This is a genomic window from Novosphingobium meiothermophilum (assembly GCF_003171715.1).
GTDB classification, from domain to species: domain Bacteria; phylum Pseudomonadota; class Alphaproteobacteria; order Sphingomonadales; family Sphingomonadaceae; genus Novosphingobium; species Novosphingobium meiothermophilum.
In genome coordinates this window covers 521,149-536,422 of sequence record NZ_QGHL01000004.1, presented here as the reverse complement: position 1 = coordinate 536,422, position 15,274 = coordinate 521,149, and the positions used below count along the sequence as shown (strand labels likewise).

The following is a 15,274-nucleotide window of genomic DNA, read 5'->3' as shown; positions in this document are numbered from 1 at the left end:
ATGCCGGATCAGATGTTCTATTCCGCCGCAACTCCGCGCCTTGCACTGCCGCTCCTCTTTGCCGGACAGGCCCAGAAGGAGGCGACCGTCAACGAGGCGCTCTCAATGCTGGACCTTGCTGTCGGTGCGGTAGTGCAGGGCGTTCGTAGCACGGTGCCTTCAGGCCCGCAGATCGGGCAGATGTGGCTTGTCGGGCAGGGGGGCGAAGCAGACTTTGCCACACATGACGGACATCTTGCTGGTTGGACCGAAGGAGGCTGGCGCTTTATCGTTCCGTTTGCTGGCATGTGTGTCCATGATCTGGAAGCGGGCGCGATGCGCCTGTTCGACGGGAGCTGGAAAATTGCCTCTGTGCCATCAACGCCCTCCGGCGGGTCTTTTGTGGACGGCGAAGCGCGCGCTGCAATCACGGCATTGATTGCTTCCCTGCAATCAATCGGGGTGTTTCCGGGAAGTTGACCGGAACCAATTCGGGGCCTCTGCATTCAAAGGCGACATGACGGCATGAACTGAACAGAGTTGCACTGCACAATGGACATGATTCGTTGTTTTTGTGCAACACTATGGGTGTTTGTCTGCTTGCATGACCACTTTGGAACCGGTAGACAACGGCCACGACGTGGCATGATGTCGCAAAAAGGGGAAACGATAATGCGGAAACTGGTCCTTGGCGTAGCCTTGGCCTCGAGCGCCTTGGCATCGCCGGCACTTGCACGGAACGATTCCTGGTATGTCGAAGCCGATGCTGGCGCGATGATTGTGGAAGACATCACCAGCCTGACGGGTGTTGGCCAGAACGGTCTTCTCAACTCCCGCACGGGTTATGATTTCGGCGGAATCGTGGGTTACGATTTCGGCGGCTTCCGCCTTGAAAGCGAAGTCAGCTATCGTCGTGCAAAGGCCGAGTCGTTCAACGACGGCGTGCGCACTTATGACCGCGCGATCGCGGGCAATGCGAATGCACTCAGCTTCATGGTCAACGGCCTGCTGGATTTCGGTCCTGATGATGGACTCCAGGGCTTCGTCGGTGGCGGCGTGGGCGTCAGCCGCGCAAGCATCCGCGTTGACACGCCTTCCAACCTTACCGATCTGAACGATTCGGATACGGGCTTTGCATGGCAGGCCCTCGCAGGTGTCCGTGCGCCGATCAGCAACTCGGTGGATGTCGGTCTGAAGTATCGCTTCTTCAATCAGAACCGCATCGACCTGGTAAATGCCGGCGGAACGAATGCGCGCACCAAGCTGCGCACGCACTCGCTGATGGGCACGCTGACCTACAACTTTGGTGGTGCGGCTCCGGTGGAAGAGGCTGCGCCTCCGCCGCCTCCGCCGCCCCCGCCGCCCCCGCCGCCTCCGCCGCCTCCGCCGCCTCCGCCGCCGCCTGCGGTGGTCTGCAACAAGGGTCCCTACATCGTGTTCTTCGACTGGGATAAGTCGGACATCACGCCGGAAGCCGCAAGCATCCTCGACAACGCCGTTACCGCTTATGGCAACTGCGCGAATGTTCCGATCATGCTTGCTGGCTATGCCGACCGTTCGGGCACGCCGAAGTACAACCTTGGCCTTTCGCAGCGTCGTAACGCTTCGGTTCAGGCTTATCTGACCTCGCGTGGCATCCCTGCCAGCGCGATCACCAGCAAGGCCTTCGGTGAAGCCAACCCGCGCGTTCCGACTGCGGATGGCGTTCGCGAGCTTCAGAACCGCCGGGTGGAAATCACCTACGGTCCGGGTTCGGGCATGTAATCTCCGGGTGAACCGGAAAATGGAACAAGGGGCCGGAGCAATCCGGCCCCTTTTCTGTTATGAATGGCATGATCCGCAAACCGGAGATCCAGGGATGACTTTGAAGACCGCAGGTATTTGGCTGCTGACTTTGCCTATGCTTCAGGCGTGCGCACACGCGCCGCGCATGCCGGCCTCTGTGCCGATTGCGACGGCCGCTCTCAAGGATGCGAGCGGAGCGGCCATCGGCGAGGTGAAAATCATGCGTGAAGGAGACCAAGCCAGATTGATTGTCGAGGCAGCGGGTCTTTCGTCAGGTCTGCATGGCCTGCATTTCCATGAGTTTGGCAGATGCGACGGGCCGTCGTTCGCTTCGGCCGGGGGCCATCTCAATCCGGCGGGGCGTCAGCATGGCATGCTTAATGCGGCAGGGCCGCATGTCGGCGATCTTCCCAATCTGCTTGCTGAGCCCAATGGCAAGGCAACAATGAACACGCAGCTTGCCATAGCGCCATCGGCGCTGGTTGCCGCCTTGTTCGACGCTGACGGAACCGCGGTCGTGATCCATGCGGGACCCGACGATTACAAGACGGATCCCAGCGGCAACAGTGGCGGGCGCATTGCCTGCGGCGTGCTCGTCGCAGCCTCCTGATGAACGGATGCGGCGGTTCTAGACCGGCTCTCCGGCTGCACGGGCGCGGTCTTCGAGGCTTGCCTGTGCGGTCGGGACGGACCTGATTGCAAAGAGCAGCAGTGCGAGACCGATGGGCACGGCAACAAGCGTAGAAAGAACGCCCTTGGCCAGATCATCGTTGTTGGTGGCTGAAACATAGCCAGCCATGAACGGCCCCAGCGCCAGGCCGACAAGGGTCGTGGCCAGAAAGAATGTGGCCGTCGCCGTCCCGCGCATTCGCGGCAGCACAAGCATCTGGCTGGTGGCCGCAGCGCCGCCAAGCGCGCTGCTCGACATGACATGCGCGATGAACGCATAGGCGAGGAAGGCGACGAAGGAATCGGTGGTGTATGCCCCGATCATTGGGAGGATCGGCGCCAGAAGCCCGAACAGGGTGACATAGAGCCGTCCGGCTGGGCCGCGCGCAAACAGGGCATCGGCGACACGCCCGCCAATGATCACGCCCAGAAATCCGGCAAGGGCGCCCGTCCCGCCAATTGTCAGGCCAAGGTCGGCCTTGGCGATGCCGAAGACCCGTTCCGCATAGGGTGCGCCCCAATAGGACGAGGCATAGGACATGAAGGCGACCATGCCATAGCCGAGCGTGGTGCACAGGAAGGCCGGGGTTCCCCAGATCAGCCTGAAAGTGGGCAGGTCGGTCGCTCTCAGGGCAGAGGCCCAACTGAAGACGGCATAGATTCCGACTGCAAGAAAGATCCACTGCTGCATCGTGCCGCGTCCAAGCACTGCTGAAAGCAGCCATACCGCCCCGGCAAGCACGCCTGCGATTGCCAAATTGATTGCCAAGGCACCAAGGCCGCGCCGCGCGGCGCCAATCAGGGTAAGGGGTGGAATGACGTTGAGCAGTTCGCTGGCAAACCCCTTGAAGGGTTCGGGCGATTGCCTTGATACCAATCCGTCAATCGCCCCGCGTATCGGCTCACGGATGGTCATCACCCACAGTGCCAACAGAACGCCGGGAAGGCCGACAGCCATGAACGCTGCCTGCCAGCCCACCAGGCCCATGGGACCGCCATCAGGATAGGCGCTGTTCCATGCTTCCAGGATGTAGCCGCCAATGAACAGCGAAAGGCCGCCGCCGAGAAAGAGGCCGGAGGAATAGATTGCCAGCGCCGTGGCCCGAAGGCGTTGCGGGAAATAGTCGGAAATCAGAGAATAGGCGGCCGGGCTTGCGGTTGCTTCGCCCACCCCCACGCCGATGCGCGCCAGCGTAAGTTGCGTGCCGGTCTTCGAAAGGCCCGAAACGGCGGTCATGACCGACCAGACGGCGAGGCCCGTGGTCATCAGGCGGACGCGATGCCAGTTGTCGGCAAGCCGCCCAAGCGGGATGCCGAAAAGCGAATAGAACACGGCAAAGGCCGTGCCGTAAAGAAAGCCCAGATCCGCGTCAGTCAACGAAAGATCACGCTTGATGTCGTTCGCGAGGATCGAGAGAATCTGCCGGTCAACAAAGTTCAGGATGTAAACCAGCACCAGAATGAACAGCACATACCAGCTGTAGGCGCTGGCTTCCTGCGGCGCTGCCCGGCCATTTCCTTCAGTCTTCGCCGTATCTGGTGCCGTCATGCAATCCTGCCTCTTCAAATCCCGCGCGCCGCAGCCGGCAACTGTCGCAAACCCCGCAAGCCGTGCCGCCGGGCAGGGGGTCATAACAAGACCAGCTTTGCGCAGCATCCAGCCCCAGCCGCTTCGCTTCCTGGGCAATCTGCGACTTTTTCAGATGCTGTAGCGGTGCGTGAACAGTCACCGTTCCGCCCTCGCTGCCAAGCTTGGTGGCAACCCGCGCGAGATTGCCGAACCCCTCGATGAACTCTGGCCGACAATCAGGATAACCGGAATAATCCAGCGCGTTGACGCCGATGAACAGATCCTTCGCCCCGGCCGCTTCTGCCCAAGCCAGCGCCAGCGAGAGAAAGACCAGGTTCCTGGCCGGGACATACGTCACCGGGATGTCGTCGGTCAGACCTTCTTTGGGAACCGCGATATTGTCGGTCAGCGCTGATCCGCCGAACTGGCGCAGGTCCAGCGGCAGGATCACGTGCCGCTTCACGCCCAGCCTTTCCGCAATCACGCGGGCCGCATCCAGTTCAATGCGGTGACGCTGGTTGTAGTCGATGGTCAGGGCAAGGATTTCAAAGCCCTGTTCGCGGGCAAGCGCGGCGCAGACCATCGAATCGAGACCGCCTGACAGCAGGACTACGGCAAGCGGCGGGGCGGATCGAGGATGACGGGGATCGGACTGAAGGTCGGGCATTGCCATTTGGCTAGCCGCGCCAATCCTTCGATGCAATGGTCTCGCGTGTAACTTTGTGCTGCCCGCTTCAGCGGCACGGACCGATCCTGCGCGCCTCGGCAGTGAAGTTGAAGGGCAGCCCTGTTCTTATACCCTGAGTATCGAGCCGGATGAGACGCGCGTTCTCTAGCCTGAGGCTGGTATGGCCGTAACCATTGGTCGGGCAGGTGTAGTGAACGGTCACGAGGCCGGGCGTATCGTCGACAATGAACCTCCGGCAGGTTTCGCCCTGATGGCGGATCTGGATCAGTTCGCGCCCACTGTCGACACAGATGCGGAAGGTTTCGGCTTCATCGCGGGCGCGCACCTCCCACATGCCCGGCTCGATCCTGTCGAGCATGGCCATGGCTGGACCCTGGGCCAGACCGCTTGCCGCAGCAAATCCCGCGATCAGGAAACCACAAAGGGTGATCGAACGCCTGATGAGCGCCGGATTGCCAAGTGCTGCCTTCATCATGTCCGCAACCTCGCACATAGAAGCGGTTGGGGCTGTGATGCCAATCATTGCCGGCGCATGTCGGTGCGCTGCTGCACGTTTTAAAGCGGAAAGGTGCCATGGCCGCATGAAAAATGCTGTCATATGCCGCTTCGGTCCCGTTCACCACATGAACCGGCCCGGATGATCTGACGCAGTCAGGGGAGGTCGATCGCGAATTCCTTGGAGCAGAAGGCGCAATCGACCACGATCAGCCCTGCCTCGTTCTTCATTTCGGCAATCTCGGCGGCGCCGAACCGGCTCAGGATATTGCGGTAGTGCTCGATCGTGCAGCGACAGCCGCGCTTCAGCGGGCGGTCCGCGTGAATCCGGATCTCGCGTTCCTCATGGAACAGCCGCCAGACCACGGTTTCGAGATCAATGTCCCGATCAACGAGTTCTTCCGGCTTGACCGATCCGCCCAGCGCGACAACATGCTCCCACTCCGGATGATCAAGCTGCACGTGAAGGCGCTCGCGCCCCTCTTCGCCTTCCGGGAGATGCTGCAAGAGCAGCCCTCCGGCGACACAGCCTGTCGGCGTGTTGCTCACGCCTACGCGAATGAGCGTGGGCACCTGTTCGGACTGGAAGAAGTAATTCTCGCATGCCTGCGCGAGCGACGCGCCTTCAAGCGGGACGACCCCCTGATAACGCTGTTCGGTCACGGCCAGATCGAAGGTGATCGCCAGATAGCCTTCGCCGAAAAGCGAAAACAGCGATGGGGATGGCCCAAGTTCGTCGAGCCGCGCGCGATCGTGGCGCACATGGCCGCGCACTTCGCCGTTGCGATAGTCGCAGACGAGCAGGTCGATGACGCCGTCCTGGGTCTGCGCCTGCATGGTGAGCTGGCTGTCCTGATCCTTCAGCAGCGATCCCAGCAAGGCCGTAATGGTCAGCGCTTCGGAAAGCACCTGCCTTATCGGCCCCGGATAGGCATGGGCGGAAAGGACCGTGTCGAGAACCGGCCCCAGCCTGACCACGCGCCCGCGCGCGTTGCGGTCCGGCAGGGTGAATTGCAGCACCTGGTCAAACCCGGTGGAAGACTGAGCCTGTTCTGTCACGCGCGCGTGTCCCTTCGGTTTCCCGTGAGAGCCATGGTTCTAAAGCTGGCCGAAAACCCAGCGCAGCACCGATTTCTGGGCGTGGATGCGATTCTCGGCCTCGTCCCAGACGACCGATTGCGGTCCGTCGATGACGGCATCGGTCACTTCCTCGCCGCGGTGCGCGGGCAAGCAGTGCAGGAAGATGGCATCGGGCTTTGCCGCAGCCATCAGCGCTTCGTCGACCTGGTAGGGGGCCATGGCGGCAAGTTTCGCCTCGGCATGGGCCTGCCCCATTGAGATCCACGTGTCGGTCACGATCACGTCTGCACCCCGCACGGCTTCGGCCGGGTTGCGCACGACATTCACGTTTGTGCCGCCACGCCGCGCCTCTTCGATGAAGCGCGCGTCCGATTCGTAGCCTTCGGGCACGCCGATGCGGACATTGAACTTCATCAGCCCGGCCGCCTCGATGATCGAGTTGAGCACGTTGTTGCCATCGCCCAGCCATGCCACCTCAAGGCCGGGCAGGGCCTTGCCGTGTTCGATCACGGTCAGCAGATCGGCCATGATCTGGCACGGGTGCGAAAGATCGGTAAGGCCGTTGATGACAGGCACGGTTGCATGGCGCGCCAGTTCCTCGACCTTGGCATGATCGTCGGTGCGCAGCATGATTGCATCGGCCATGCGGCTGAGCACACGCGCCGTGTCGGCAATGGTTTCGCCGCGCCCCAACTGTGTTGTTCCGGCATCGAGCACCAGTGCCGAGCCGCCGAGCTGGCGCATCGCGATATCGAACGAGACGCGCGTGCGGGTGGAGTTCTTCTCGAACACCATGGCCAGAACGTGGCCTGCCAGCGGCGCGTCGGAATCGGGCCTGCCCTTGGGCCATGCCTTGCGGGCCTGCTTGCGGTCGATCGCGTCTGCAAGCATGGCAGCCACCGCATTGCCGCCCGCATCGACAAGGTTGAGAAAGTGTCTCGTCACGATGCCGCGACCTCCGGCTGATAGCTGGCGGCAGCGGCCGAGAGCCGCTCCATGAACTCGTCGATGTGGCTGTCGTCGATCACCAGTGGCGGGATCACGCGCACGGTGTTGTCACCGGCAGAGACGGTGAGCAGATGATGATTGTCGCGCATATGGGCCACGAAGGGTCGCGGTTCGACATGCATCATCAGACCCAGCATCAGCCCGCGCCCGCGCACTCCCTTGAACAGGTCGGGATAGTTGCCGATGAACTGTTCCATCCGGGTGCGCAGGCGTTCGCCCTTGGCGCGCACATCGGCAAGGAACGCTTCGTTCGCTACCACGTCAAGCACGGCCTCGCCCGCAGCCATGGCCAGAGGGTTGCCCCCGTAAGTGCTGCCGTGGGTTCCGGCCACCATGCCGCGCGCTGCCTTTTCGGTGGCAAGGCAGGCGCCCATCGGAAACCCGCCGCCGATGCCCTTGGCTGTGGCCATGACATCGGGAATGACCCCATACTGTTCGTAGGCATAGAGCGTTCCGGTGCGCGCCACGCCGCACTGCACTTCATCAAAGATCAGCACGAGATCGTGTTCGTCGCAAAGCGCGCGAAGCCCCCGCAGGAAGGCGTCGGAGGCATCGCGGATGCCGCCTTCGCCCTGGATCGGTTCGACCAGAAAACCGGCGGTGTTCGGCCCCATGGCGGCCTTTGCGCCTTCCAGATCGTCGAAATCGACGTATTTGAAACCTTCCAGCAGAGGGAGGAAGCCCTTGTGCATCTTTTCCTGATTGGATGCGCTGATCGTGGCCATGGTGCGGCCATGGAAGGCGTTCTTGAAGGTAATCAGTTCGTATTTGTGGTCATTGCCCACCGACGAATGATAGGCGCGCGCCGTCTTGATCGCGCACTCCACGGCTTCCGCGCCCGAATTGGTGAAGAACACCGTATCGGCAAAGGTCAGGTCCACAAGACGCTGCGCGAGATGTTCACCCTGCGGGCTGCCATAAAGGTTCGAAACGTGCATCAGCGTTGCCGCCTGACGTTGAATCGCGCCGATCAGATGCTCATTCGAGTGGCCAAGCAGGTTGACCGCGATGCCGCTGGCGAAATCGAGGTAGCGGGTGCCATCCTCGGAAATCAGGTGGCAATGCTCGCCTCGCACCGGACGCACGCCGCACCGGGGATAGACGGGCATCAGCGGGGTGATCGACATAAGGCTCTCCTGGTTTCTCAAGAAGCGTCCGGATGGCGGCCATACAATGCCTTGTCCGGATGGAAAAAGGGGAATCGCAAACGACGAATGGCGGCCCCTCAAGTCCCTTTCAAGGGACTCCGGGACCGCCATCTGTGCGCGTATGTGCTTGCAGGCCGCCGGTCAGCTTACCGGAAGCGATGCAATCGGGATCAACCCTGAATCGGCACCAGGTTGACCGCCGAATGCTTGCCTCGTCGATCCACTTCGAGGTCAAACTCCAGCTTGTCGCCTTCGTTCAGTTCGCGCAGGCCCGACCGCTCGACCGCGCTGATGTGCACGAAGGCATCGGGCTGGCCATCATCACGCGTGATGAAGCCAAAGCCTTTCATCGCGTTGAAGAACTTTACCGTGCCGGTGGCCTTTTCGCCGGTAAGCTGGCGCTGCGGGGCAGCGGGCTTTGCCGCCACCGGGATCACGTCGCCCACAACCTGTAGATCGGCTGCGGAAACCTTGCCGCCGCGGTCAACGAGGTTGAACTCAAGCTGCTGCCCTTCGGCCAGACCTTCGAGGCCCGCGCGCTCGACCGCGCTGATGTGCACGAACACATCTTCGCCGCCGTCTTCACGCTGGATGAAGCCGAAACCCTTCTGGCTGTTGAAGAACTTGACGACGCCCTTGCCCGTGCCGACGACCTGGGCAGGCATGCCGCCGCCGCGCGGGCCGCCGAAGCCGCCACCGCCACCGCGTGGGCCGCCGAAGCCGCCACCGCCGCCACCGAAACCGCCACGGTCGCCACCGCCAAAGCCGCCGCGATCACCGCCGCCGAAACCGCCACCGCGATTGCCGTATCCGCCACGATCACCGCCGCCGAAACCGCCACGGTCGCCAAAGCCACCGCCAAAGCCGCCACCGCCGTAGGGATCGAAACCACCCTCGTCGCCAAATCCGTCGCGCTTGTCTCTGCCGCGACCGCGCCGCCCTCTGTCAAAACCCATAGAAATCAATAGACCTTCAATCCGCCCCAACCTTCACGGCACCGCAAGCCGGACGCGGGAGCCGGCGGCGCGACGAGGGAATCGGCTTGCGGCCTGTGACAGCCGAAAACCTTCCTTTGCCCTTTAGACTATAAAGCAAAATCGCCGGACCGCTAACGGAATCGACAAAGGTTGCGCATTTGATCGCGAAAACTGTGGCTTTCGTGCCGATTTGAACAATTCGCGGCTCTTCGTCGTCGTTTCTTGACGGAACCCGGCTGCCTCGTCGGGGGCGCCTGCTCTTGCCCATCAGGCAGGCTTTGGGCACAAGCGGGATGAAGATCGAGACTTCAGACGGATGCCCGCCCATGTTCCGCAAGATTGACGACAAGACCTATGCCAGCCCGCAGATCACGCTGGCCGAAGTGGCTTATGCCAAGGCGCTGGGCATCGGACTCATCATCAACAACCGGCCCGAAGGCGAATCGGACGATCAGACACCCGGATCCGAGATCGAGGCGGCAGCGCGCGATGCAGGCATTGCCTATGTGGCGATCCCCGTCTCGCACGCAGGGTTTTCTATGCCGCAGGTGGAAGCGATGCAGAAAGCGCTGGCCGATGCGGGCGATGCGCCGGTTCTTGCCTATTGCCGATCGGGAACCCGTTCCACGCTGCTGTGGGCGCTTGCGCAGGCACGGTCGGGAATGAACCCTGACGAGATTGCCGCCAAGGCGGCCGGTGCAGGCTACGACATCGCGCCGGTCCGGGCCACGGTCGACATGCTGGCCGCTCAGGCCCAGTAGCATCCGCACTGAAGCATCGCTTCATGCCATCCAGCGCCGCTTAGGATTGCAGCAGGATCATTCGCCTCGATCATGAAGCCACTTGCAACCCTTCAGGAAGTGCCTCTGCACCAGATCCCGGCCCTTGGCATGGCCTTGCAGGCGCTTGGGTCGCTCGTGGCGATACTGGCGCTGTTCTGGATTGCCCGTAAACTTCGTCTTGGGGGTGATCCGCGCATCCTTGGCGAGGAGCAGGCGCGCGCGCTTGCCGATGCGGCGATCTGCGGCTTCGATGCGCAGGCGCTGGTGATCGACCGGGCAGGCATCGGCGCCCTTGTCCGCGACGGGGAGGGGCGCGTCCTGCTGATCCGCCGGCACGGCAGCAATTTTGCTGCGCGGCAGCTCACCAGCCACGCGGGTGTCCGGCTCGATGGACGGTTTCTCACGCTGTCGACGGATGACCGGCACTTTGGCACGATCACGCTTGATCTGGGCGAACAGGCGCCTGTCTGGGCCGCCAGTCTGCGCCGTCTGGGAGCAGGCATGGCATGAAGCCGGTCGATGTCGTCACCTATGCGGTGCCGTTCTTCGTGATCCTCGTCCTTGCCGAGATGATCTGGGCGGCGCGGCGTGCGCCTGAAAAGTATGAGCCGCGCGATACCCTGACCAGCCTCGCGCTGGGGCTGGGCAGCACGCTTGCCGGTGCGCTTGGCGCAGGGACGGTCATGGCGGCGGCCATGTGGCTTTACGATCACCGCATCGCCACTGTGCCGTTTGCCTGGTGGGCGTGGATTGCGTGCTTCGTGCTTGACGATTTCAACTACTACTCTGCGCACCGCACAGGCCACCGTGTCCGCTGGTTCTGGGCGAGCCACGTCAACCACCATTCGAGCCAGCACTACAACCTGTCCACCGCCCTGCGGCAGACTTGGACGGGTTTCATCGCGCTGTCTTTTGCCTTCCGGATATGGCCCGCGTTCCTTGGGTTCCATCCTGCGATGATCCTCACCGTGGGCGGCGCGAATCTGGTCTATCAGTTCTGGATCCATACCGAAGCGGTCGGACGGATGCCCCGTTGGTTCGAGGCGGTGTTCAACACGCCGTCGCATCACCGGGTCCATCATGCCACCAACCCGCTCTATCTCGATCGCAACTATGCCGGCGCGCTGATCGTCTGGGACCGCCTGTTCGGCACTTTCCAGCGCGAGGATGATGGCATCCCGATCCGCTATGGCATTGTCCGGCAGCTTGGCAGCTTCAACCTCCTGCATGCGGCCTTTCATGAATGGCGCAGTCTGCTGGCCGATCTCTGGCATGCGCCATTCAGGCACAAGCTGTCATACCTGCTGCGCCCTCCCGGCTGGAGCCATGATGGCAGCCGCGAAGGCAGCGACGCTATCCGGGCGCGCTGGCAGGCCCTTCAGAGCGGGGGTGATAACGTGATGACCGTGGTAAAGGAGCAAGGCTCCGGCATGGCCTGACGCGTCCGGTCCGGGCCGGAATCCAAGGCGCTTGCCCTTTTCCAGCCACTGCGATAGGAGCGCGCCTCGCTTTTCGCCGGATGCGGGCGTGGCGGAACTGGTAGACGCGCTGGATTTAGGTTCCAGTATCGCAAGATGTGGGGGTTCGAGTCCCTTCGCCCGCACCAGTCCGCGCGCCGCCATCCGAACATTTTTTGTCCGAACGGTTTTTCCCGCGTCGACAGGCGCGCGACATACGAGAAAGTTGGATCAGGATGCAGATCGTCGAAACCACCAACGAAGGCCTGAAGCGCGCCTACACCGTCACCATCCCCGCAGCCGACATTGCGGCAAGGGTCGAAGGTGAAGTCAGGAAGATTGCGCCGCAGGTGCGCATGCCCGGCTTCCGTCCCGGCAAGGTTCCCGCCAACCTCGTGCGCAAGATGCACGGCCCCGCGCTCCATCAGGAAGCGCTGCAAACGTCGATCCGCGCCGCGATGGACAAGCTTGTGGCTGACCACAAGCTGCGCCCCGCCATGCAGCCTGCCGTTGCGCTGGGCGAAGGCTATGACGAAGGCAAGGACGCCGAACTGACCGTCGAACTGGAAGTCCTGCCGGAAATCAAGGCTCCCGCGCTCGATGGCCTGAAGCTGGAAAAGCTGGTGGTGCCTGTCACCGATGCCGAAGTCGATGAAGCCATTGCCCGGATCGGGCAGGGCCAGAAGTCGTTCACCGAAGCGAAGAAGGGCGCGAAGGCCAAGGAAGGCGACCAGATCATCATCGATTTCGTGGGCAAGCTGGATGGCGTGGCCTTCGAAGGCGGCAGCGCGGAAGATGCGCCGCTCGAACTGGGCGCCGGGCGCTTCATCCCCGGTTTTGAAGAGCAGCTCGTCGGCGTGAAGGCCGGTGAGGAAAAGACCATCACCGTCACGTTCCCGGCAGACTATCCGGCCGAGAACCTCAAGGGCAAGGAAGCCACCTTCGACGTTACGGTCAAGGCGGTAAAGGTGCCGGGCGAGTTCGAGGCCAACGACGAGTTTGCCAAGATGCTCGGCCTTGAAAGTCTTGAGCAGCTCAAGACGCTCCTGCGCGGCCAGCTTGAACAGGAAACTGCCGGTCTGACCCGCACGCAGATGAAGCGCGCCCTGCTCGATCAGCTGGCTGCCGGGCATGATTTCGCGGTGCCGCCCTCGATGGTCGAGGCCGAGTTCGAACAGATCTGGACCCAGCTTCAGCAGGAAGCGGCCCGCGAGGAAAACCCCGAAGAGGCCCTGAAGGAAATCGAGGCCGAGAAGGACGATTACCGCAAGATCGCCGAACGCCGCGTGCGTCTTGGCCTGCTCCTGTCCGAAATCGGCCAGGCCAACGGCGTGCAGGTCACGCAGCAGGAAATGGAAATGCTGATCCGTCAGGCCGCGCAGCAGTATCGCGAGCAGGACCGCCAGCGTTTTGTCGAATATGTCCGTTCCGAGCCGCTCGCCGCCGCGCAGCTGCGTGCGCCGCTCTATGAGGACAAGGTCGTCGACTTCCTGTTCGACAAGGCCGAAGTGACCGAACGCGAAGTGACCCGCGAGGAGCTTCAGGCCGCCATTGAGGCGGAAGAAGGCGCGGTTGCCGAAGCCAAGCCCGCCAAGAAGGCTCCGGCCAAGAAGAAGGCCGCGGCCGCCAAGGACGAGGAACCGGCCGCCGAAGCTGCCCCAGCGGGTGAAGGCGAAGCCGAAGCGCCGAAAAAGAAGGCCGCTCCCAAGAAGAAGGCGGCAGAAGCGGCAGAAGATGCCCCTGCCACCGAGGAAGCGCCTGCCCCCAAGAAGAAGGCTGCGCCGCGCAAGAAAGCCGAAGGCTGATTCCGGCAATCTGATCCTTTCCGGCCTGCATCGGGCCGGTTATCCGAACGCCCCGGCATGCACCCCGCATGTCGGGGCGTTCTGCATGCGCTGAGCCACACGTCTGGCTGCGCTGGTGAGCACCTTGACAGGGTGTATTCAGGTTCCATAATGATAGCGCTATCTAACCGATGGCCATAAGCCAGGCCAGCGCATTCGGGAGAGGCGCGATGATCAAGAGTGGCATGGACGAACGCCTTGCATTGGCTTTCGATCGGTGCAGATCTGTCCGGTCACGCATCGCATCTCCCATAAAATCCATTTTGAACAACATTTTGTGTCGCCTCGCGGAATGTGGGTCGTTGCGTTGTCCAATCTGGGAAAGGCCTTTCGGTTGCGGGAAAGATTGCGCCGAAGCGCGCGGCGCTGCTCCCCAATCCTTTTGGCCGCACATTCTTTGTGGCGCTGGATCGCACACGGGTAGGCGGACAAATGTGAGCGCTACATAATTTGTTGCAAATGCGGGCCGCGAATGATCGGCCGCATCACCGGGAGAGCAGAATGTCCGATAGGCCGTCACTTGATATCCGTGCGCTGACCCGGCGCGAGCACCTGGCGCTGCTGGCATCGGGCGCCGTTGCAGCCTGCGGCGGCGGGGGCAGCGGTTCGGGGGCAGGACCGATCACCCTGCCATCCCCGGTGCCCGCGCCTTCGCCAAGCCCCACCCCTTCGCCTACACCCACCCCGACCCCCACCCCAACCCCAACTTCGTCAGCAGGTGTGCACACTTTGGCCGCTGCGCGCGGGCGCCGCTTTGGATCGGCCGTGGCGTGGTCCGCGCCGAATGCGGATGCGGGCAGTTTCGCCAATCCGAACTATGCCGCCATGCTTGAGCGCGATTGCGGCGTGCTGGTGGCGGAAAACGAGTTGAAGTGGGAGTTCATCCGCCCCGGCGCGACAACCTACAACTTCACGCGCTTCGACGAGATGCTGGCCTATGCCGAATCGAAATCGATGCTTATGCGCGGGCACACGCTGCTGTGGTATGTGGAGGAGCGCTTTCCCGGCTGGGCGCGCGGCTACAGTGCAAGCGCAACCCCCAATGTTACCGATCTGGTGCGCGGCCATATCGAGACGGTGATCCGCCGCTATGGCAATCGCATCTATAGCTGGGACGTGGTCAACGAGGCGATTGATCCGGCAACCGGCCAGCTTCGCTCCAACAGCTTCTCGCGGCTGGCGGGCGAGGATACCAGCCTCATCGACCTTGCCTTCCGCACCGCGCGCGCCGAAGCGCCGAACGCGCAGCTTGTCTATAATGACTACATGGACTGGGGCGGGGGCGATGCGCCGCGTCACCGCGAGGGCGTTCTCAACCTTCTCAGGGGGTTCCGTGATCGCAACGTGCCGGTCGATGCCTTGGGCATTCAGGGGCACATCGGCTTCTATTCCAGCCAGCCTGCGCGCGATATCGTCGATGCCCGGCGCGATTCGTGGGTTGCTTTCCTCAACGAAGTCGTCGCGCTGGGATATGATCTGGTCCTGACCGAACTGGATGTGAACGATGTCGGCCGCAACGGCAGCACTGCGGTGCGCGACGAGGATTCGGCAACGCTTGTGCGGGGCTATCTCGATATCCTTCTCAGCTATCGCCAGTGCCGGGATGTGCTCGTCTGGGGCATGTCCGATCGCTATAGCTGGTTGCAGAGCTTTGCACCGCGCAGCGATGGCCAGCCGCAGCGCCCGTGCCCCTATGACCGCGATTTTCAGGTAAAGCCGATGCGACAGGCGATCATCGATGCCATCGCGGCCGCGCCTGCTCTCGCCGCACCGGCCTAGGCGTTTGCGTGCC

At 62.6% G+C, this 15,274-nt stretch carries 15 protein-coding genes and 1 tRNA gene; 9 read left to right on the top strand and 7 right to left on the bottom strand.

Translation table 11 applies throughout. The annotated features are described in order from the left end of the window. The 3 genes from DKM43_RS02935 (at position 1) to DKM43_RS02925 (ending at position 2,374) form a co-directional block, all read left to right on the top strand. A complete protein-coding gene (locus tag DKM43_RS02935) occupies positions 1-459 on the top strand; it encodes a DUF2793 domain-containing protein (RefSeq protein ID WP_109796947.1) in 459 nt (152 codons plus the stop codon). A 192-nt stretch (positions 460-651) separates the two neighbouring features. Then, entirely contained in the window at positions 652-1,743 is a 1,092-nt protein-coding gene (locus DKM43_RS02930) for an OmpA family protein (protein WP_109796946.1), read from the top strand. Between the two features lie 94 nt (positions 1,744-1,837). Then, a complete protein-coding gene (locus DKM43_RS02925; protein WP_236632343.1) occupies positions 1,838-2,374 on the top strand; it encodes a superoxide dismutase family protein in 537 nt (178 codons plus the stop codon). 18 nt (positions 2,375-2,392) lie between these two features. Here the strand turns inward: DKM43_RS02925 and DKM43_RS02920 are convergent, their stop codons facing one another. The 7 genes from DKM43_RS02920 to DKM43_RS16775 all read right to left on the bottom strand — a co-directional run bounded on the left by DKM43_RS02920 (position 2,393) and on the right by DKM43_RS16775 (position 9,378). Beyond that, positions 2,393-3,982 (bottom strand): spinster family MFS transporter, encoded by a 1,590-nt coding sequence (locus DKM43_RS02920; RefSeq protein ID WP_109796944.1) that lies wholly within the window; start codon positions 3,980-3,982, stop codon positions 2,393-2,395. Continuing rightward, the gene (gene queC, locus DKM43_RS02915; RefSeq protein WP_109797069.1) at positions 3,954-4,670 is read right to left on the bottom strand and encodes a 7-cyano-7-deazaguanine synthase QueC; all 717 of its coding nucleotides are present in this window, start codon (positions 4,668-4,670) and stop codon (positions 3,954-3,956) included. Before queC ends, DKM43_RS02920 begins: the two co-directional genes overlap by 29 nt. Positions 4,671-4,737: 67 nt before the next feature. Next, positions 4,738-5,166: a DUF3617 domain-containing protein gene (locus tag DKM43_RS02910; protein WP_236632342.1), complete on the bottom strand. Its 429-nt coding sequence runs from the start codon at positions 5,164-5,166 to the stop codon at positions 4,738-4,740. Positions 5,167-5,342: 176 nt separating this feature from the next. Next, positions 5,343-6,245, bottom strand: coding sequence for an Hsp33 family molecular chaperone HslO (gene hslO, locus DKM43_RS02905; RefSeq protein ID WP_109796943.1), 903 nt, complete (start codon positions 6,243-6,245; stop codon positions 5,343-5,345). Positions 6,246-6,284: 39 nt separating this feature from the next. After that, positions 6,285-7,211, bottom strand: a complete 927-nt coding sequence (gene argF / locus DKM43_RS02900) for an ornithine carbamoyltransferase (RefSeq protein WP_109796942.1) — start codon at positions 7,209-7,211, stop codon at positions 6,285-6,287. Next, positions 7,208-8,401 carry an aspartate aminotransferase family protein gene (locus DKM43_RS02895; RefSeq protein WP_109796941.1) on the bottom strand — a complete coding sequence of 398 codons (1,194 nt, stop codon included), beginning with the start codon at positions 8,399-8,401 and terminating at the stop codon, positions 7,208-7,210. The genes argF and DKM43_RS02895 overlap by 4 nt, the downstream gene beginning before the upstream one ends. 191 nt (positions 8,402-8,592) lie before the next feature. Beyond that, complete coding sequence (locus tag DKM43_RS16775) at positions 8,593-9,378, bottom strand: cold-shock protein (protein WP_109796940.1); 786 nt, start codon at positions 9,376-9,378, stop codon at positions 8,593-8,595. A 347-nt stretch (positions 9,379-9,725) separates the two neighbouring features. On the opposite strand from DKM43_RS16775, the gene DKM43_RS02885 reads away from it, so the two are divergent. The 6 genes from DKM43_RS02885 to DKM43_RS02860 all read left to right on the top strand — a co-directional run bounded on the left by DKM43_RS02885 (position 9,726) and on the right by DKM43_RS02860 (position 15,261). After that, positions 9,726-10,160, top strand: coding sequence for a TIGR01244 family sulfur transferase (locus DKM43_RS02885; protein WP_109797067.1), 435 nt, complete (start codon positions 9,726-9,728; stop codon positions 10,158-10,160). Positions 10,161-10,232: 72 nt separating this feature from the next. Beyond that, positions 10,233-10,691 (top strand): hypothetical protein, encoded by a 459-nt coding sequence (locus DKM43_RS02880; protein ID WP_109796939.1) that lies wholly within the window; start codon positions 10,233-10,235, stop codon positions 10,689-10,691. Then, entirely contained in the window at positions 10,688-11,620 is a 933-nt protein-coding gene (locus DKM43_RS02875) for a sterol desaturase family protein (protein WP_109796938.1), read from the top strand. The genes DKM43_RS02880 and DKM43_RS02875 overlap by 4 nt, the downstream gene beginning before the upstream one ends. An 82-nt stretch (positions 11,621-11,702) precedes the next feature. Beyond that, a tRNA-Leu gene (locus DKM43_RS02870) sits at positions 11,703-11,787 on the top strand. Positions 11,788-11,874: 87 nt separating this feature from the next. Continuing rightward, the gene (gene tig / locus DKM43_RS02865; protein WP_109796937.1) at positions 11,875-13,443 is read left to right on the top strand and encodes a trigger factor; all 1,569 of its coding nucleotides are present in this window, start codon (positions 11,875-11,877) and stop codon (positions 13,441-13,443) included. Positions 13,444-13,983: 540 nt separating this feature from the next. Next, positions 13,984-15,261, top strand: a complete 1,278-nt coding sequence (locus DKM43_RS02860; protein ID WP_109796936.1) for an endo-1,4-beta-xylanase — start codon at positions 13,984-13,986, stop codon at positions 15,259-15,261. Positions 15,262-15,274 lie beyond the last annotated feature (13 nt).